Source organism: Streptomyces syringium (genome assembly GCF_017876625.1).
Lineage (GTDB): Bacteria > Actinomycetota > Actinomycetes > Streptomycetales > Streptomycetaceae > Streptomyces > Streptomyces syringius.
The window spans coordinates 745,474-763,099 of the sequence record NZ_JAGIOH010000001.1 but is presented as its reverse complement, the minus strand read 5'-3'; the positions used below and the strand labels follow the sequence as shown (position 1 = coordinate 763,099).

Sequence of the window (17,626 nt, the reverse complement as noted above, 5' to 3'; positions counted from 1 at the left end):
CCCCCGCATCGCGGTCGCGCCTACATCTCGACGACGCCGACCTGGCGCATCACGCGCAGCAGATCGTAGGTCCACCAGCCTTCCCGGATCCTGCCGTCGCGGAAGCTGAAGATCGTGACTCCGGTCATGTCCGTGGTCCGGCCCGTGGCGGGGAGGCCCATGAAGACGTCCTGGTGCGTGCCGCGCCAGGTCCAGCGGGTGACGACCTGATCGCCCTCGGCCACCTGGCTGTCGATCGTGAAGTCGAAGTCGAACGCCTTGCGCCAGCCGGTCACGTCCGCCTTGATGACGTCGGACCCGACGGTGGTCTCCTCCTCCTTGGAGATGTCGTGGTCGCGGTAGTCGTCGGCGAACAGTTCGTCGACGAGGCCGAGGTTGCCCCCGACGGCTATCTCCTCGAAGAAACGGCGGGCCGTCGTCTTGTTGAGCTGTTCGTCGCGTACTACGTCGAGGTCGGTGAACGTCGGCATTCCGTCGCAGAGCGCCACCATTTCTTCGAAGATGCGATTGGTCTCCGGCAGTTTCGAGTTCTCCATCGCCTGCTCGTACGACGGGAACTCGATGATTTCCACGTAGTGGTCGCTGTCGGAGCGGTCCCGGCCGACGACCGAGTGGGTGGCCGTGCGCTTTCCCTCGGTCAGTTCGAGCCAATTGTCCATGAGCCGGTTCATGTCGTCGTACCTACGGGTCTTGCAGTCGACTATCTGTACGAATGTCATGGGGCATCGCCTCCGGGGTGATATCTCCATGTTAGGCCCCCTACCAGGGGGTAGCCGGGGCGGCGGGAGCGGCTCGGGTTGGCGGTCGATTCCCGGCGGGCCAATACTGAGAGTGACGGGAAAACGGTGCGGTGGGGGCGCGGGAGGCACGATGCGACCCAGGATCGTCTACGTCCACGGCAACGGGAACAAGGTCCGTCCGGAACTGCTCAAGTCCCAGTGGGACACGGCGCTTTTCGGCGAGGACATGGCCGACGTCTCCCGCATGGCGTACTGGGCCTCCCTCCGGTACGAGGCGCCCCTGCCCGACTTCCAGCCCGACCCCCTGGACGGGGCGCCGGACGCGGAGCTCGAGGCGCCCGTCACCGCACTCGTGGAGCCGACCGAGGAGTTCGTGGCGAAGGTGCGCGCCCAGGCCCGGTCCGAGGCGGGCCCCGGGCTCGAGGGCATGCCCGGCGCCGACGCGGCCGGGGAGGAAGCCCTCGACGCATGGCTGCGCGGCATGACCTATTTCGCGGACACCCTCGCCGAGGGCACGGCCGAGGACGCCGGAGCGGACACCGGGCCCTTCTCCCCGCTCGAAGCGCTGCCGCTGCCGCGCATCGTCCGCGACCCGGTGTTCCGGCTGCTCGTCAAACACACCTTCAAGGACGTCCACGCCTACTTCTTCAGCGAGGCCGGACAGGCGATCCGCGCGGTGGTGAAGGACGCGCTGGACGGCCTGGACGGCGCGCCCCTCGTGGTGGTCGGCCACAGCCTCGGCACCATCGTCGCCTATGAGGTGCTGAGCGAGGAGAAGACGGACGTCGATCTCTTCGTCACCGTCGGATCGCCGCTGGCGATCACCGAAGTGCGCGACCGGCTGGCCCGGCCGCCGGCGGTCCCGGCCGGCGTGGTGGCCTGGCGCAACGCCTCCGACCTGCGGGACGTGGTGGCACTCGACCATACCCTCGCGCAGGAGTACGCGCCGTCGGAGCGGGTCACCGATCTGCTGGTGACCAATGACAGCGCCAACCACCACGGCATCAGCCAGTATCTGAGCGCCCCACCGGTCCGGGAGCCGGTCCGCCGGTTGTTCGAGTCCTCCGCGGGTGGGTAGGTGTGGCATGCCGCTGGCCGAAACGGAATGGGACCTGGTCACGACGTGGGTCCGGGAATACCTCCTGGACACCACCGACCCCCATGCGCAGCTCACCCTGTACGACTTCTCCCCGGAATTCATTGGCGCGCTACCGCTGGCAGCGGTCAGTGGGGACAACGCCCGGGCCCTGGTGGCGGCGTCGCGCAAGGGCATCGAGCGGCAGGTGAAGCTGCTCGAGGTCGTGGCCGCCATCGACGAGCTGGCCGTTCTGCCGGAGGCCGTCAAGGCCGCCGAGTTCCGGGACCGGCTGCGCGAGGACGCCCGGGCCCACGCCTCCCAGGACCACTTCCGCACCTGCGTGCTGAAGAACGGGACCGAGGCCTTCATCGACCGCCAGCAGCTCCGCCGGACCCTGCGCGAGTTCGTCGAGGACCCCGAGAAGCGCGTCCTGCTCGTCGACGGCGAACAGGGCAGCGGGCGTTCGTACACCTACAACCTCATCCGGCACGTCGGCCAGCACTGCGGCTTCAGGCCCGCGCGCGTCACCCTGTCGCGCACGGCCACCGCGGACAAGGTGATCCGCCGTCTCGCCGAGTTCGTCGCGGATCCCCGCTCGGGCATCTCCCCCTTGAACCCGACGGAACTGAACGACCTCCTTCCCTCGATCGACGACGCCGTGCACTGGGTGATCAGCCGGGCGACCGCCGCCGACGACCACTTCTGGCTGGTCCTGGACGAATGCGACGAGCTCGATGTCAACTCCGACGTCTGGGACTGCATCGGGCAACTGGCCCTCGCCATCTACGAACACGCCGCCGTGAGCGGGGACGAGTCACCGCGGATGGTGCTCCTCGGATACGGGCCGACGATGCGTCAACTGCCCTACGAGCTGAGGGGAAACCTGTGCCGGGACACGGCACGCGCCGCCGAACCCGCCGATCTGCGGGCCTTCTTCGACCAGTACTTCCACGACTTCCCCCCGCCGCGCCCCGAGGGCGGCCCGGCCGAGGACCCCGACATCACCGGGCTCGTGGACGTGGCCGTCCAGGAGGTGCTGCGCGCGGCGGAAGCGGAAACCTGTGAGGGCGCCTGCTACATGCGGAAGGTCTGCACGGCGACGGAGGAGGCCATCCGTGTCTACCAGTCACTCTAGGACCCGTGAGGTGTTCGCCGCCCGGCTGCGGCAGGAGCTGCACGCCACGCGGACGCACCCGCGCGAGATCTCCGGCGCGCGCCGGGCCTACCGGGAAGCCGCCTGCCTGCTCACCCAGTTCGACCCCACGCGACTCAGACGGCCCGACGAGGAGGGGCCCACCGGCGGGGCCACCTTGGAACTCGTCGACGACTGCACCGCGCTGGGCATGAAGGACAGGACCCGCTGGGCCCTCAAACCCGAGGCGCGGCGCACCGCCCTGCGCGGGCTGGACGGCCCCGAGGCCGCCCGGCTGGCCCTGGAGCGCAACCTCGGACAGTGCCCCGAGGGCCCCGGGCCCGAACGCACCGCCCTGGCCTACCTCACCGGCGAGCACCCACCGCTGGGGGAGCAGCACGCCCAGGAACTGGCCGACACCCTCCAGGCCGTCCTGTGGCTGTCGGAGATCCCCGGGATCACGGGACTGCCGGACGTCGGTCATGTGCAGCACGCGCTGGAGCGCGCCAGGATCCTCCAGCCACTCGAACGCCTCGTGCAGGACCCCTTCCAAGGACGCACCCGCGAACTGGACGAACTACGGGCCTACGTCGGCGTGCCCACCGCAACCACCCGCGCCCGGATCGAACAGGCGGGCCGGCGCATCACGGCCTTCACCGGGCGCGTCCGGGAACCCCCACTGGTGATCCACGGGCCCGGCGGCATCGGCAAGAGCACCCTGCTCGCCAAGTTCATCCTCGACACCCTCCACGACCCCGAACGCGACCTCCCCTTCGGCTACGTCGACTTCGAGCGGCCCACGCTCTCGGTCCACGAGCCGGTCACCCTCATCGCCGAACTCGCCCGGCAGCTCCGCGTCCAGTACCCCGGATACCGCGCGGAGCTGGACGCGCTGGCGGGCGAGTGCCAGCGCAGAGCCGCCACCCAGCGGGAGGAACGGGAGCGGACGGCCCAGCTGAACCGGCTCTCCACCACCCGGCCGACCCTGGGCCGCAGCGCCTCCCGGGAATTCCAGACACTGGCCACGACCGACGAGACCGACCTCATCCGGCGGCTCGCCGACATCCTCGTACGGGCGGTGGCGGCCCCGGCCGGGGAGAGCGGACCGCCGCTGCTCATCGCCCTCGACTCCTTCGAGGAGGCCCAGTACCGCGGCTCGCCGGTGATGGGCAGGATCTGGGCCCTGTTCACCACGCTCCAGAAGGCCTACCCGCGGCTGCGGGTCATCGTCTCCGGCCGCGCACCCGTCGCGCACCCCGCCCGGACGGTCACCCCCCGCACCCTCGAACTCGTCGACCTCGACCCCGAGGCCGCCGTCGGGCTCCTGGTCTCCTGCGGCGTCGAGGACCCGGACGTGGCACGGGCCCTGGCCGACCGGGTCGGCGGCCACCCCCTCAGCCTGAAACTGGCGGCCAGGGCGGCCGTACTGGCCGGCAACGAGACCGCCCCGATGGGCGAACTGATCCGCAGCCTGCCCGCCCGGCGCCGGTACTTCTACCGCAAGGTCGACCAGATGCTCGTCCAGGGCATCCTCTACGACCGCATCCTCAACCACATCGCCGACGAGCGGATCCGCCGGCTCGCCCACCCCGGCCTCGTGCTCCGCGTCATCACCCCCGACATCATCAAGGACGTGCTCGCGGAGCCCTGCGGACTGCGGGTCGAGACCCCCGAGGAGGCACGCCACCTCTTCGACGAACTCTCCCGCCTCGACCTGGTGGAACCGGCCGGGCCCGACGCCGTGCGGCACCGCGCCGACGTCCGCGCCATCATGCTGCGGCTGTCGGGCAACGACCGGACCGCGCTCACGCGCACCGTCGAGCGCCGGGCCGTCGACTACTACGCGGCCCGGGACGGGCTGGAGGACCGCGCCGAGGAGATCTACCACCGGCTGCGGCTGAACGAGAACCCCCGCTCGGTGGAGGAACGCTGGCTGCCCGGCGTCGAGCGGTTGCTGGCCGGCGCCCAGCAGGACATGTCACCGAGAGCCGCCGGCTTCCTCGGCGCGCACCTCGGCGGCGACACCCCCGACCACGTCATGGCCGACGCCGACCAGGAGGACTGGGAGCGGATCGCCGCCCGCGAGGTCGAGGACCTCCTCGCGCAGGGCTTCGCCGAGGCGGCCGCCGCCCGGCTCGCCGAACGCCGCCCCTGGACACCCTGCAGCCCCCTGCACCCGTTGCTCCTTGAAACCCTGAGCCGCACCGGGCGCGGGGACGAGGCACGACGGGAGGCCTCGGAGGCGATCGACCGGGCGGAGGACGCCGGCTGCGCCGAACAGCGGCTCGAACTGCTGCTGCTCTCCGCCCGCCTCGCGGAGGAGGACGGCGACCGGGAGAGCGCCGACCGCGACCTCCAGGTCGCGGAGGGCGTCGCGGCCGGCCTGGGACAGGACCTCGAAGCCATGGGCGCGCTGCTGGCCCGGGCCCGGCTCACGTCCGGCACACCCGTGGACCCCGAGGTCGACAACCAGCTCGCCCGGCGGCTGCGGCAGTTGCCCGACGCGACGCTGATGGACCAGCCGGTGCTGGTGCGGGCCGTCGCGGCGGAAGTATACGAACGGGACCCGCGCGCCCTCGACCACGCGCTGGAGGTCGTCGGGCTGCCCGCCACCGACGACGGCGTGCTGGAGGACATCGGCACGGCGATCAACCGCGCCGTGTCCCGGCAGCCCCAGCTGCGCGGCGCGCTGATGACGATCCTGGGCACCGCCGTCGGCACCCCACGGCCGTGCAGCGAGCACTCCAGCATCATCGGAATCCTGCGGGAGGTCCGCGACCGCGGCTCCCTGGACGACCTCGCCCGACGGCTGCTGGTGCTGCGCGACGACAGCGGAGAACTCCTCGCCGGAGTGGCGTCCGCCATGCGCAGGGGCACGGCGGGCCCGTCGGTCAGAGCCCCCGCCACCAGCGCACTCATGGCCCGGCCGGGCACCCCGGCGGAAGGGAACGGCCCCCAGCGGCCTGATGAAGCATGAACGCGTACCTCGCGCCCGACGAAGTCGTCCAGCTGCGCGACGCGGCGATGGAGGCCGGACTCGCCGACCCCATGGTCCGGGAGCTGCTGTTCGACGGCATCATGAACAAGTACCGCGGCACGCTGCCGCTCGTCGCGGCCCCCGGCCGTCAGCTGCACTCGGACCTGAACCAGATGAACCGCGTCGAGCGGCTGATCGACGGATCCGTCCCCCTGGAGACATGGCTGCGCAACGCCGTCGCCCAGACCGCCGAAGCGGGCCCGCTCGCCGTCATCCAACGCGCCCTGGACGACGTGGCCCGCACCGCCGCAGGCGAGCCGGACGTCAGCGCCGCGCTGCCCACAGCGGAGACCAAGGAAGAGATCATCCACCGGGACGACACGGTGCCCTACGAGTTCCTCCGCTCCGGCAACGCGGCGGGGGCGGCGGTCGCCCGCATCAAGGTCCCCCCGTACCAGCAAGGCGCGCCCCTCCAGCCGAACGGCTTCCCGCACTCGGGAACGGGCTGGCTCATCGCCCCCACGCTGCTCGTCACCAATCACCACGTGGTCAACGCCCGGTCCGGGACCGGCGCCGGGCGCGCGCTGGCCGACCCCGCGGACCTGCGACTACAGGTGCAGCACTCGCGGTCCCGCTTCGACTACGACGCGGACGAGGTGGAGACCGACGAAGCGACCGCCAGTGACCTCGTCGCCTGGGACGAGGAACTCGACTACGCCATCCTGCGGCTCACCGCCGAGCCGTCCCGGCCCGTGCTGCGGATCTGCGCGCAGCCGCTGACGGTGGCCAAGGGCGAGTACGTGGCGGTCAACATCATCCAGCACCCCGGTGGGCAGCCCAAGCGCGTCGCCCTGCGCAACAACCTCGTCTACGAAGCGGACGAGCGCGACGTGCGCTACTTCACCGACACCCGCGGCGGCTCCTCCGGTTCGCCCGTCTTCACCGACGACTGGCAGGTCGTCGCCCTCCACCGGGGCACACGGCGCGTGGAGGACGTGAACTTCCAGGGCCGGAACACGGCCTTCGTCAATGTCGGCACCCAGATGAACGTCATCATGCGTCACCTCAAGGAGCACTACGGGGAGGTCCACGCGGAGATCGAAGCAGCGCAGTCGGAGCCGGCGCGGGTCAGCGCGCCGCAGGAGGTGTGACATGCGACCGAAGTCACCGGTGGCGACCGGCACCGAGCAGGTCTTCGGCGATCTGAGGGAAGTCGCCGACCGCGTCCGCGCGGGCCTGGAGGCCGAACGCCCCGAATCGACGGAGGAACTCCCCCCGGACGAGGTCCCGGCGGGGCAGATCGCCCAGTTCGCCCAGTCGGAGCGCGACCGGGTCCTCACGGCGGGTGCGGACGGGCTGGAGAAGCTCGCCGCCGGCCGCACGGACGAGATCAGCGACGACGAATCCTTCGGGATGGAGGCCATCGTCCTCCTCGAAGGCAGACCCGCCATCCTGGTGCAGAACCAGGACTTCGCCTCCCAGCAGGGCGACTGGGCGGTGCTCGACGGGCAGCGGGCCGCCATCCGCGACTCCCTCGCCCGCGTCGGCCGGGTGGAGGTCTCGGGCCACACCAGCCTGGACTGGCTGGGCACGGCCTTCCTGGTCAGCCCCGACGTGGTGATGACGAACCGTCATGTCGCCGTGGAGTTCTCCCGCACCGACGGCACCGGCTGGACCTTCCGGCAGGGCATGGGCGCCCGAGTCGACATCGCCGAGGAACTCGGCACACCGTCCACGGGGGGCGAACCGCTCGCCTTCGCCGTCACGGAGGTGCTGGGCATCCACCAGGACGTCGACATGGCCCTCCTGCGCGTCGACCCGTCCTCCGGCACCCAGGCCCTGCCGCTCCCCCTGGCGGTGGCGGCCGACGCACCGCCCGATGTCCCCGGCCACCCCGTCTACGTGATCGGCTACCCGGCGTGGGACGGCCGCCGCAACGAACCGGAGTCGATGCGCCGCATCTTCATGGACGTCTACAACGTCAAACGCCTCCAGCCGGGCACCACGACGGAGCTCCTCCCCGAGGAGTTCACCGTCAAGCACGACTGCTCCACCCTGGGCGGCAACAGCGGCTCCCCGGTCTTCGACCTCACCGACCACCGCGTCCTCGGCCTCCACTACGGCGGCCGCTACGGCATCGGCAACTACGCCGTCCCCCTGTGGCAGATGGTCGACGACCCACTGCTGAGCCGCGCTGGGGTCAATTTCGTGTGACTGCCGGCATCACCGGCTTTCCGGCCGGTCCCGGGTCCGTTCGCTGCCCACGGGGCCCGCCGGGGCGGCCCGGGCCGGTTGTTTCCCTCGATCTGCCGGTCCGGTTCTGACATGGGACGATGGGAGAAGGAGGCCGCCGATCGGCCTGCTCCGGTCAGCGACGAAGCTCACTCTGTGAAGGAGCCCGACAATGACCACTCACGCAGGTGGGACGAACACGGCCACCCGGGATTCCGGCCACGGTCTCGTCTCCGGCTGGACCGCGTTCGCCGCGGTCCTGATGGTATTCGGCGGGCTGATGGCGATATTCCAAGGGATATCCGCCATAGCCAAGGACAACGTATTCGTCGTCACACGCGACTACTCCTACGAGTTCAGCCTGACGGGCTGGGGCTGGTTGCACCTGATCCTGGGCATCGTGGTCCTGCTGGCCGGCTTCGCGCTGTTCAAGGGCGCGATGTGGGCCCGTGTCACCGGTGTTCTGCTCGCGGGCCTGAGCATGATCGCGAACTTCATCTGGCTGCCCTACTACCCCCTGTGGGCACTGGTGCTGCTCGCGATCGACGTCTTCGTCATCTGGGCGTTGTGCGCCGGACCACGGCCCACCACCTAGCGCGCGGCCGAACCGCCCACGCCCGAGCCGTCGCCTCCGGCGCGTGAGGAACCGCCGGGGGCGGGGGCGGGTTGGAGCCGCACCGAGACCACATACGCGATGACGACGGCCACGATGACGAGCGGCATCACGGTGAGCCCCTCGGAGCCCAACAGCAGGGTGGCCAGCAGCACGGACGTCATCGGCAGCCTGAGCATCGCGACCGCCATGGCCCCGACGCCCATCGCGAACCCCGCGGTGAGGGTCAGCCCGGGCAGCTCGGACAGCAGGATGCCGCCCGCCGACCCGACGAACATCGCGGGGAAGATGGGGCCGCCCCTGAAGGCGCTCAGCGACACGCAATAGGCGAGTGCCTTGCAGACGACGAGGGAGACCAACGCGGCCGAGGAGTAGGTGGCGCTGTGTGCCAACAGCCCTTCCAGCGCGGTCTCTCCCGAATACATCACCTCCGACGGCTCCCGCCCCGTGCCCGCCCCGTAGCCGATCGCGAGCCCCGCGACGGCCAGGCCCGCCACCACCGTGCCCGCCACCCGTCGCCGCTCGACGCGTCCCTTCAGCAGCAGGGCGAGCCGGCGGACTCCCGCCCCCGCGAAGGCTGACGCGATGCCGATGGCCAGCGCCCAGCCGAACTCCGCGACGGTGGGGGCAGTCGCCTCGGGGATGTCGTGCAGGGCCAGCCCGTACGTACCGAGCCCCGTCCAGTCACCGAGCCCCGTGAAGATGAGCGCGCCGGTCCCCGCGGCCAGCAGGCCGGGCGCCAGCACCGTTCCCAGCAGCGGCCCGGCGAGCCCCGAGACCTCCATCAGCAGGAAGGCACCGAGAAGCGGTGAGCCCAGCAGCGCGCTGACGGCCGCGAAGCTGCCCGCCGCGCCCACCACGGCCACCGCCCGGGCGTCGGGGTTCCGCGCGGCCAGGCGCAGCGCGCCCACCGCCAGCCCGCCGCCGATGGCGATGAGCGGCGCCTCCGGGCCGAGTACCGCGCCGAGCCCCAGCGAGGCCAGGGCGGCGCAGACGATGCCCGGAAGCTCGGCCAAGGAGGGGGCGCCGCCCGCCGAGAAACCGTACGCCGGTTCATGCCCGCCGTGCCCCGGGAGGTGACGTACCGTCCATCCCACCGACGCGCCCGCCAGGGCCAGCATCGGCAGCGGCCACCACAGAGGTGTGCCGTGGAAGCCCAGGGCCACCGGCAGGTCGGTGTAGACCAGTGGTTGCAGCTCGGTGACCAGCGCGAGAAAGCCGAAGGCCACCGCGCAGACCGGCGCCCCGATGAGTGCGGCCAGGGCCAGCAGGCCCAGATAGCGCCGGGTTCGCAACGGGGCGTAGGGGTCCTCCGGCATCGCCGCCGGTGCCGCTCCGGGTGCGCCGACCGACATGCGTGCCGCCTCCTCGCCGGGGTGAACGCCGGGGTCCTCGAAGATCCGCGCGCCCGGCACGAGCCGGACGATCATCCGTCAGTAAACCACCCGAAGACGGTATAAATACCGCATGGCAGCTCAGGGCAGCCGGGTGGGCTCCCTCCACGGCACCGGCGCACCGGCATGACCGTCGCACGGCATGGCCCCGCCGGGCGACAGGAGCGCCGCCGGGTGGTGCTCCGTCACTTCCTGCGATCGGCGGCAGCGGTGACCCTGCTGGTGGTGCTCTACTACCTGGTCCCGCTGGACCACCCGCCGGGCGCCTGGGCGGCGCTGGCCCTCGCCGCGGGGCTGTCGCTGTTCCTCGCCCTCGTCGTCCACCAGGTCAGGGCGATCGCACGCTCCCCGTATCCGCGGCTCCGGGCCCTGGAGGCGCTCGTCACCGCCGTGCCGCTGCTCCTGCTGCTCTTCGCCGCCGCCTACGTGCTGATCGAGCACGGCCACCACGGGTCCTTCTCCGAGGCGTTGAGCCGCACCGACGCCCTGTACTTCACGGTGACGGTGTTCGCCACCGTGGGATTCGGCGACATCGTGCCCCTGTCGAAGAGCGCCCGCGTCGTGACCACGGTGCAGATGCTCTTCGACGTCGTGGCGCTCGGCCTGCTGGCGAAGAGCATTCTCGGGGCCGCCGAGGCCGGGGTGCGACGCCGCTCCGGACAGGACACCGGGGAGCCGGGGCCCACGGGGGACGGGGCCGCGGAATCCTGACCGGCACGTGTCCTGCCCGCTCGGCCGTGGCGTTCAGGCGCACCAGGCGCCGCGGCAGGACGCGGCGACGAAACCGGGCCCGAAGGCGAGCAGCAGCCCCTCCTCACCGTCGCCGGGCGGGTCGTCGTGGGTGCGGGCGAGTACGTCGAGGACCGCGACGCCGCCCAGGTTGCCGTTCTCCTCCAGGCTGCTCCAGGAGTGCCGGAGCACCTTGGGCTCGAAGCCGAGCCCCGAAGCCACGTCGTCGAGGATGCGGGGCCCGCCGGGGTGGACGGCCGCCCATCGCGGCGGTGCGGTCGCCGACTGTCCGGAGCGCAGCCAGTCGTGGAGGGCGGGCATGACGTCACCGGCGGCGTTCGCGGCCTTGCGCGTGGAGTCGAAGTGCAGGCCCGCGTCGTCGAGGCGGCCCCAGTAGCGGTCGTGACTGTCGGGGAGCCAGTACTCCCAGGTGTCGTCGATGCGCAGCCCCGGACCGCGCGGGGTGCCGGTGACGACGCAGGCGCCCGCGCTGTCCCCGAACAGCGCTTTGTAGATCATGCTTTCCAGGGTGGTGTCCCCGTGGTGGTAGATCGTGCTGATCGTCTCGGCGGCGACGACCAGGACGCGGCTGCCCGGCTCGGCCCGGACCTCGCGGGCCGCGCGGACGAGGGCCTGGGCGCCCCCGACGCAGCCGAGGGTGGCCATCGGGATCCGGCGGACGTCGGGCCGCAGTCCGAGCGCGCCCGTCAGGTGGACGTCGAGGCCGGGCACCGCCCACGAGGTGGTGTGACTGGTGACCACGCAGTCGACGTCGGCCGGCGTCAGCCCGGCGGTGGCCAGGGCCGCGCGGGCCGCCTCCTCGGCGAGGCGGGCGGAATCGGCGAAGGCCACCCGGTTGCGCTCCCCGATCGTGGCGGTGCCGGCGACGGTGGGGGAGCGCAGCGGCCGGGTGAAGCGCCGGGTGTGCACCCCGGTGGCCCGGATGACGCGCAGGATCGAGCCCAGCCGTGGGTTGTCGCCGTGGTGCGCGCTGATGTCGGCGCAGATGTCATCGGTGGTGACGACGTGGTCGGGCAGGGCTATCGAAGGCATCGAGACGTAGGAGGGCACGAGGGCTCCACGAGGTAGGCGGGCGCGGTGTGGCTCAAACCTATGTGTAAAGGTGTCGCAAATTCGCCTACAGGTGCCATGGGATGTGCTCTGCCGGTACCGAGTCTCACGGGGGTGTCACCGAGACGTCACCGGGCGTGCAGCATGGGCTGACGAGGCCTCTGCTCTCCGCGGTGGAAGACGAGGATCATGAGGCGGGCCCGGGGCGAGGCGAGGGGCTCGGCCGTGCACAGCGACACCCAGCCCGGTCCCATTTGCGCGTGGTCGAGAGGACGCTCGTCCCCGTCGGGGTGGATGTACGCGCCACCGCCGGCCTCGTAGAGCGGGCCGACCACCGGGTCGGCGAGGATGTCCGCCTCCAGTGCGGTCAGCGTCTCGTCGTGGGGCAGCGCGGCCACGGCGGCCCGCATCTGGGGCAGGACGAACGGCAGCCAGTACTCGGTCCACCCGGTGAGCACGTCGCGGGCCTCCGGCGCGAGCGTCATCCAGCGCATGGTGTTGGCCGGGACCTCCCCGCTGGGGAACATGGCGGCGAACGCCTCGTTGTAGGCGAGGACGTTCCAGGACTGGTCGTTGAGATACGCCATGTGGGACATGCTGTTGACGACCTCCTGCCACGCCCCGGGCACCTCGGTGCCGGACCGGGGGTGCAGCGGGTACGGCGGGTCGCGGTGCACGGTGTAGAGCCACAGCAGCGTCCACTCGTGCTCATTGAACGCGAGCAGCCGGGCCACGTCCCGCAGCAGATCCTCGGGCGGGTTGGGGTGATTTCCGGTCTCGAGCCGATTGAAGGTCCCGGGCGCCCGGTGCAGCAACTGGTCGATCTGTGACTGTGCCAGTCCGGGGGCCCGCCGCCCCTGCCGGGCCGGGCGGGCGAGGCCGTGCTCTTCCGGGGCTATGAGAGCCCGGCGCGCACGGAGCAGCTTCTGCAGTGCTTCCTTGTCCACGTACGAATCCCTAATATCACGAGCGGCACCGCCAGGGGAAGGCGATTTCATTGGACAGTTTTTCCACCGAAAATCTCGGGGAAGAAATGATCGCATCCCTCATGCATGATCGACGTGCGGGTCCGCGTCATGAGAGCGGCGCTGACCTGGGCACCTCACCCTATGTGAGGCCCAATCAGGGAGGGTACAATTCACTCGTCGACCGATCGAAACGGGAAGCAGAGGGCGGCCGCCATTCGCCCGCAGCTGCCGAGATCCGCGTTACGTGCCCCGCTTTCGGGTCTGTTCCCCGTGCTCATCGATGCCGCCCCGGCGGGCATCCGCGGTGAAGTCTCGCAGAGACAGTCCGCGGCATTGCGACCGCCTCTCGGCCGGCTCCATGGGTACGGAATCCCTTTGCGGTTCCCCTCGCGGTTCCTCCGCGAACCGGCCGGACGGATGGCATCGGCGCCATCGCCCGCCGGAAGAGGTTCGTCCCAGGATGCGACGCTGTTCCGCGGCGTCCGGGTGGCTGAACTTCGACGGTAGCGAGGGCTGTCGGCAACCGGCCGACGGCCCCGCTCGCCCAGGAGCCGACGCCGTCGGCTACCGCCCCGTTTCACCCCGCCCGGCCCGGGGCGCGCTCAGCGCGCGGCCGGCCGGCCGGGCATCCCCCGGAACCACCGCGCCTTGCAGAGATGGTCCCCTCAGACGGTGCCAGGCCGATGGACGGCGTGTGCCGGAGAGAGTGTGCCCGGCGTCCGCGCTCCCTGTGAGCTGAAGGCCCCGGACGGCTCCCGGAAGCACCGGAGAAGACCGCCGGCAGACTGCCGGCATGGTGTGAACGGCCTGTGGTGAAGCGGCTGAACGTCTACGGGGTCGTACCGGTAGGCCACCAGGAGGCCGTGGACGGCGGGGGCGTCGGCTCCCTGCTGCGGTCGGCGGTCCGTACCGACCGCCCAGAGAACCTTCGTGGTCTTGTCCCACAGCAGCCCGTGGGACGGGGGAACCCCGCCCCCGGCCCGCCCCCTGGGCGACCGCGTCGCCCAGGGGGGCGGCACATACCCCGCGTCGACTGAACCGTGCCGACGCGGGGTGCGACCCGTGCGTCAGACCTCCAGGTCCGCCTCTATCCGCCGCAGCTGGTGCCGTGCCATCGCCAGGTTGGCCCGCTTGCCGTCGAGCACCAGGTAGAGGAAGAGGCCGGTGCCGCCACGGCCGGTCAGCAGCCTGATCAGGTGATACTGCGAACCGAGGGTGATCAGGATGTCTTCGATGCTGTCCTGGATGCTGAGCATCTCCATGGCCCGCAGCTTGGCCCGTACCACGTCGGTGTTGGCCGCGGCCGCGACATTGAGGTCCAGCGTCTGCGACCCGCCGAGAGTGCCGAGCGCCATGCCGCTGCCGTAGTCGACCAGAGCGACGCCGAGGGCGCCCTCGATCGACGTCATCGCATCCTGCAGGGCCGCTTCGGTGTTCGCCATGAGAATCCCGCTTTCGTCAGTGGTGGTCATCAAGGGGTTCGGAGGAACAGGGGAAAAAGAGGTGCCGTGGTCACAGCTGCCGTCGACGCTCCAGTGCGCTGTCGACGAGCTCCGATATGCGTGTCCCGGCCCTGCGGGCCTCCAGGTTCAGCCGGCCCACATTGGCGTCGGCCGCCGCCAGGAGCGTCAGGACGCAGGACGAACCGGCCGCGTACGTCGCCACATAGCCGCGCTCGCCGCGCACCAGCAGTTCACGGAACCCGCCGTGGCCCACGGCGTCCGTCAGCCGCGCGCCCACCCCCAGGGCCGCCGCGGTCAGCGCGGCCACCCCGTCGGGCTCCATGTCGGTGACGAGATGCGCGATCACCAGCCCGTCGGTGCTCGCCACCAACGCACCGGTCAGATGCGGTACGCGGACCCGTAACGCCTGGAGCTCGGTGAGCACCTCGGGTAGGGCCGTCATCGACTGTCTCCTTCCTGTCCATTGCCTCAAGGCGCGTCTCATCATGGGAGCGGGGCATCCCGACGGGGGAACGGAACGGTCACAGGGCCTCCAACGCGTCACGGATCCTGAGCAGCAGGGAGGTATCCGGGACGCCCGGCGCCTCGGGCAACGGCGGGCCGTCCTCGGGCACCCCGGGGTCCGGGGGCCGGACCAGGCCCAGCGCCGTCAGCCGCCGGACGTCCAGGAGGGTGGCGAAGGCGGGGCGTCCGAGCGCCCGGGCGATCTGTACCGGGGTGCGTACCCCGTCGGCCGCGTGCAGCACCGCCCGTCGGCCGCACGCCGTCTGCGCGCCGTGCCCGCGGCTCCGGCCGGCGTCGGGCACCGGCACGACGGGGGCCGCGTCCACCGCCGCGCCCGGCCATGCCTGTTCCAGGAGCCGGCGTCGTCTGCGCACCTCCCGTCGGAGAACGGGGACCGGCACCGGCCGTACCGGGCCGAGCCAGTGCCGGGCCTCGCGGAGGAACCGTTCGGGCGGGCGCTGACCGTCTCCCAGGGGGTACAGAACGAAGTAGGCGGCGTCGAACAGTGCGCTCAGATGGCACAGTTCGAGTTCGCCCTGGCTCAACCGGCCGTGTTCGACGAGGAAGTCACCGGCCCGGTAGCCCGGGCCGCCCTGGGCCACGGCCTCCTCCCAGGTCTCCGGTGACAGCCGCCCCCGGGCGGTCAGCCGCCATCCCACATCCGGCGCGGCCGGGCTCTCCGCGTGCACCACCGCCCCGTCGCACAGATAGAGCGCACCCACCGGCCCGTGCAGCGCTCCGGTGGCACCTTCGCAGGCCAGCCGGGCCAACGGGTCCTCGGCGACCCGGTCCGGGGCGGCCGGCGGTGCCGGAGTCGTATCCGCGGCGCCCGCGGCTCCCGCGGTCACGACAGGACCAGCGCGGCGGTCAGATCCCTCAGCCGGAAGCGGGCGACGGCCAGATTGGACTCGGCGCGGTCGAGCCAGAGGTAGAGGAAGACGCTGCTGTCGAAGGCGGTCTCCACGAAGCGGATCAGATGGTATCCGCCGCGCGCGGTGACGATGAGGTCCTCCACAGGCCCGTCGGCCTGTCCGGCGCGTCCGTCCCGTACCGCCCGTTCGGGCTGTTCGGCCTGGGCGAAGGCGCTGCTCTCGAAGATGAGCCGGGCCAGCTCGGCGGCCTCCGCGGCCGCCGTCTCGTGGTCGTGGTGCGGGCCCTCGCCCGCCACTCCCAGGGCGAGTCCGGTCGTCCAGTCCACCAGACTCGCTCCCCGGACACCGGGGATCGCCAAGGCCTCGGATAAGCACGCGTCGATACCGGACACACAGACCTCTCCAGCCGTGTCGCGGCAGCGCACCGCCGCGACTCGTCGGACACAGACAACAGCTACCAACGGCATGTCGGCTGCGACGGAAGGTAATCGAAAACGGAACCGCGCGTGGTGGTTTTGGCAAATTCAAACGGCATAGGTCGAGCGGGGTAACGGACGCCGACGGGCCGCCCTCGCCGGGGCGCCCACGGCCTGCCACGCGTGCCCGCGCGGCCACTCGCCCACGCGTCAGCGCCGTCGTGCGCGCTCCGGGGCGAAGGGCAGGCCGCTCGCCAGCCCGCGGTAGCCGACGACGAGTGCCTCACCGAGGAATCCGACACCGGTGGACAGCTGGACCGGCCGCGCGTTCTCGTGCATGCCGAGCCGTACCGCGAGGAAGCCGTAGCCGGCCATGACCGCCAAGGACCCGAGGACGACGAGAAAGGTGCGGCCGGTGTAGCGCTGCCACAGCACCCCGTCCTTGCCGAAGACCTGCACGGTCGCGCCGCGCAGCGCGCCGAGCGCGATGCCGAGGATGCAGCCCACGACGACCCAGACGAGGTCGGTCCCGGTCAGGCCGTCGGCCTTGCACAGGGCCCAGACGCCGAGGCCCGTGAGGACGAGGGGCGGCGCGAACACATCACGGACGTTGAGGGGTTCGCCCCTCAGCCGCTTGGCCACCACAACGATCGCGACGACGGCGATGAGAGCCGCGAGCACCCAGACGTTCATGACCCACCCTTTTATAGCTCGACCATGCTAAAAAAGTAATTTAGCTTGCCCGTGCTATAAAGACAACATGCCGAAGATCGTCGACCCCGAGGCCCGCCGCCAGGCCGTGGCCGCCGCCGTTCTGCGCGTCATCAGCCGGGACGGCCTGGAAAAGGCATCACTGCGCAATGTCGCCGACGAGGCGGGGCTCGCCATCGGGTCGGTCCGTCACTACGTCACCGACCAGACCGACCTGATGACGCTCGCCCTGCGCGAACTCGGCCGCCGCGTCGACCGGCGGATCCAGGCCCACGCCGGGCAACTGCTCGACCCGGACGCCGGCATCGACCGCCGTGCCCGCACCGAGGAACTCCTCGCGGAGCTGCTCCCGCTCGACGGGACCCGCCACGAGGAGGCCGTGCTCTGGCTCGCCTTCACCACCGCGGCGCGCACTCGGCCCGAACTGCGCGCCCGCGCGGACGCGTTGCACGAGGGCCTGCACGCGCTGGTGGTGCGCGTCCTGCGGGAATGGCAGCGGGCCGGCGGCCTGCCGGACGCCCTCGCCGTCGAGACGGAGGCGCTGCGGCTGTCCGCGCTGCTCGACGGCCTCGCGCTCCAGGTGGTGCTGCAGCCCGCCCACGTCACGCCGGACGACGCCCGAAGGGTGTTGCGACACCACCTGGACGCGCTCAAGGCAGGTTCCTAAGCTCCGCAGTCCCACCACCCCGCCCGCGTCTGCACGCCTCGGGCGGACGCGGGCGGGGT

The 17,626-nt window shown here is 71.4% G+C and carries 17 protein-coding genes; 8 read left to right on the top strand and 9 right to left on the bottom strand.

Going from position 1 to position 17,626, the window contains the following annotated elements; genetic code table 11:
- Positions 1 to 20 precede the first annotated feature (20 nt).
- Entirely contained in the window at positions 21 to 719 is a 699-nt protein-coding gene (locus JO379_RS03485) for an ester cyclase (RefSeq protein ID WP_209513794.1), read from the bottom strand.
- Between the two features lie 151 nt (positions 720 to 870).
- Here JO379_RS03485 and JO379_RS03480 point away from each other — a divergent pair, with 151 nt between their 5' ends.
- The 6 genes from JO379_RS03480 (at position 871) to JO379_RS03455 (ending at position 8,754) form a co-directional block, all read left to right on the top strand.
- Positions 871 to 1,818 (top strand): alpha/beta hydrolase family protein, encoded by a 948-nt coding sequence (locus tag JO379_RS03480; protein WP_209513792.1) that lies wholly within the window; start codon positions 871 to 873, stop codon positions 1,816 to 1,818.
- A gap of 7 nt (positions 1,819 to 1,825) precedes the next feature.
- Positions 1,826 to 2,953, top strand: a complete 1,128-nt coding sequence (locus JO379_RS03475) for a hypothetical protein (RefSeq protein ID WP_209513791.1) — start codon at positions 1,826 to 1,828, stop codon at positions 2,951 to 2,953.
- A 10-nt stretch (positions 2,954 to 2,963) separates the two neighbouring features.
- Positions 2,964 to 5,927 (top strand): P-loop domain-containing protein, encoded by a 2,964-nt coding sequence (locus JO379_RS03470; protein WP_209513789.1) that lies wholly within the window; start codon positions 2,964 to 2,966, stop codon positions 5,925 to 5,927.
- Positions 5,924 to 7,078: a trypsin-like peptidase domain-containing protein gene (locus tag JO379_RS03465; protein ID WP_209513788.1), complete on the top strand. Its 1,155-nt coding sequence runs from the start codon at positions 5,924 to 5,926 to the stop codon at positions 7,076 to 7,078. The genes JO379_RS03470 and JO379_RS03465 overlap by 4 nt, the downstream gene beginning before the upstream one ends.
- A gap of 1 nt (position 7,079) precedes the next feature.
- A complete protein-coding gene (locus JO379_RS03460; protein WP_209513787.1) occupies positions 7,080 to 8,141 on the top strand; it encodes a trypsin-like serine peptidase in 1,062 nt (353 codons plus the stop codon).
- Positions 8,142 to 8,331: 190 nt separating this feature from the next.
- Positions 8,332 to 8,754 carry a DUF7144 family membrane protein gene (locus JO379_RS03455; RefSeq protein ID WP_209513786.1) on the top strand — a complete coding sequence of 141 codons (423 nt, stop codon included), beginning with the start codon at positions 8,332 to 8,334 and terminating at the stop codon, positions 8,752 to 8,754.
- Here the strand turns inward: JO379_RS03455 and JO379_RS03450 are convergent.
- The gene (locus JO379_RS03450) at positions 8,751 to 10,127 is read right to left on the bottom strand and encodes a chloride channel protein (RefSeq protein WP_209518485.1); all 1,377 of its coding nucleotides are present in this window, start codon (positions 10,125 to 10,127) and stop codon (positions 8,751 to 8,753) included. The genes JO379_RS03455 and JO379_RS03450 overlap by 4 nt on opposite strands.
- A gap of 213 nt (positions 10,128 to 10,340) precedes the next feature.
- Between JO379_RS03450 and JO379_RS03445 the strand changes: the two genes are divergently transcribed.
- Positions 10,341 to 10,877, top strand: coding sequence for a potassium channel family protein (locus JO379_RS03445; RefSeq protein WP_307841885.1), 537 nt, complete (start codon positions 10,341 to 10,343; stop codon positions 10,875 to 10,877).
- A gap of 33 nt (positions 10,878 to 10,910) precedes the next feature.
- Here JO379_RS03445 and JO379_RS03440 read toward each other — a convergent pair whose 3' ends face one another.
- From JO379_RS03440 to JO379_RS03410, 7 genes are all read right to left on the bottom strand, one after another.
- Entirely contained in the window at positions 10,911 to 11,966 is a 1,056-nt protein-coding gene (locus JO379_RS03440) for a beta-ketoacyl-[acyl-carrier-protein] synthase family protein (protein ID WP_209513784.1), read from the bottom strand.
- 128 nt (positions 11,967 to 12,094) lie between these two features.
- On the bottom strand, positions 12,095 to 12,913 hold the full coding sequence (locus tag JO379_RS03435; RefSeq protein WP_307841884.1) for an MmyB family transcriptional regulator: 819 nt from the start codon (positions 12,911 to 12,913) through the stop codon (positions 12,095 to 12,097).
- 1,088 nt (positions 12,914 to 14,001) lie between these two features.
- On the bottom strand, positions 14,002 to 14,376 hold the full coding sequence (locus tag JO379_RS03430; RefSeq protein WP_209513780.1) for a hypothetical protein: 375 nt from the start codon (positions 14,374 to 14,376) through the stop codon (positions 14,002 to 14,004).
- 70 nt (positions 14,377 to 14,446) lie between these two features.
- Positions 14,447 to 14,881 (bottom strand): roadblock/LC7 domain-containing protein, encoded by a 435-nt coding sequence (locus JO379_RS03425; protein WP_209513778.1) that lies wholly within the window; start codon positions 14,879 to 14,881, stop codon positions 14,447 to 14,449.
- Between the two features lie 37 nt (positions 14,882 to 14,918).
- A complete protein-coding gene (locus tag JO379_RS03420; protein ID WP_307841883.1) occupies positions 14,919 to 15,749 on the bottom strand; it encodes a transcriptional regulator in 831 nt (276 codons plus the stop codon).
- The gene (locus JO379_RS03415) at positions 15,746 to 16,165 is read right to left on the bottom strand and encodes a hypothetical protein (RefSeq protein ID WP_209513776.1); all 420 of its coding nucleotides are present in this window, start codon (positions 16,163 to 16,165) and stop codon (positions 15,746 to 15,748) included. The genes JO379_RS03420 and JO379_RS03415 overlap by 4 nt, the downstream gene beginning before the upstream one ends.
- Positions 16,166 to 16,399: 234 nt before the next feature.
- Positions 16,400 to 16,882, bottom strand: a complete 483-nt coding sequence (locus JO379_RS03410) for a DUF1453 domain-containing protein (RefSeq protein WP_209513774.1) — start codon at positions 16,880 to 16,882, stop codon at positions 16,400 to 16,402.
- A gap of 67 nt (positions 16,883 to 16,949) precedes the next feature.
- Here JO379_RS03410 and JO379_RS03405 point away from each other — a divergent pair, with 67 nt between their 5' ends.
- Positions 16,950 to 17,567 carry a TetR/AcrR family transcriptional regulator gene (locus JO379_RS03405; protein WP_209513772.1) on the top strand — a complete coding sequence of 206 codons (618 nt, stop codon included), beginning with the start codon at positions 16,950 to 16,952 and terminating at the stop codon, positions 17,565 to 17,567.
- Positions 17,568 to 17,626 lie beyond the last annotated feature (59 nt).

What these genes read in the sequence shown, in the direction of transcription:
- JO379_RS03485 (WP_209513794.1), bottom strand. Translation starts at nt 719, where the DNA reads ATGACATTCGTACAGATAGTCGACTGCAAGACCCGTAGGTACGACGAC.
- JO379_RS03480 (WP_209513792.1), top strand. Translation starts at nt 871, where the DNA reads ATGCGACCCAGGATCGTCTACGTCCACGGCAACGGGAACAAGGTCCGT.
- JO379_RS03475 (WP_209513791.1), top strand. Translation starts at nt 1,826, where the DNA reads ATGCCGCTGGCCGAAACGGAATGGGACCTGGTCACGACGTGGGTCCGG.
- JO379_RS03465 (WP_209513788.1), top strand. Translation starts at nt 5,924, where the DNA reads ATGAACGCGTACCTCGCGCCCGACGAAGTCGTCCAGCTGCGCGACGCG.
- JO379_RS03460 (WP_209513787.1), top strand. Translation starts at nt 7,080, where the DNA reads ATGCGACCGAAGTCACCGGTGGCGACCGGCACCGAGCAGGTCTTCGGC.
- JO379_RS03455 (WP_209513786.1), top strand. Translation starts at nt 8,332, where the DNA reads ATGACCACTCACGCAGGTGGGACGAACACGGCCACCCGGGATTCCGGC.
- JO379_RS03450 (WP_209518485.1), bottom strand. Translation starts at nt 10,127, where the DNA reads ATGTCGGTCGGCGCACCCGGAGCGGCACCGGCGGCGATGCCGGAGGAC.
- JO379_RS03430 (WP_209513780.1), bottom strand. Translation starts at nt 14,376, where the DNA reads ATGGCGAACACCGAAGCGGCCCTGCAGGATGCGATGACGTCGATCGAG.
- JO379_RS03425 (WP_209513778.1), bottom strand. Translation starts at nt 14,881, where the DNA reads ATGAGACGCGCCTTGAGGCAATGGACAGGAAGGAGACAGTCGATGACG.
- JO379_RS03410 (WP_209513774.1), bottom strand. Translation starts at nt 16,882, where the DNA reads ATGAACGTCTGGGTGCTCGCGGCTCTCATCGCCGTCGTCGCGATCGTT.
- JO379_RS03405 (WP_209513772.1), top strand. Translation starts at nt 16,950, where the DNA reads ATGCCGAAGATCGTCGACCCCGAGGCCCGCCGCCAGGCCGTGGCCGCC.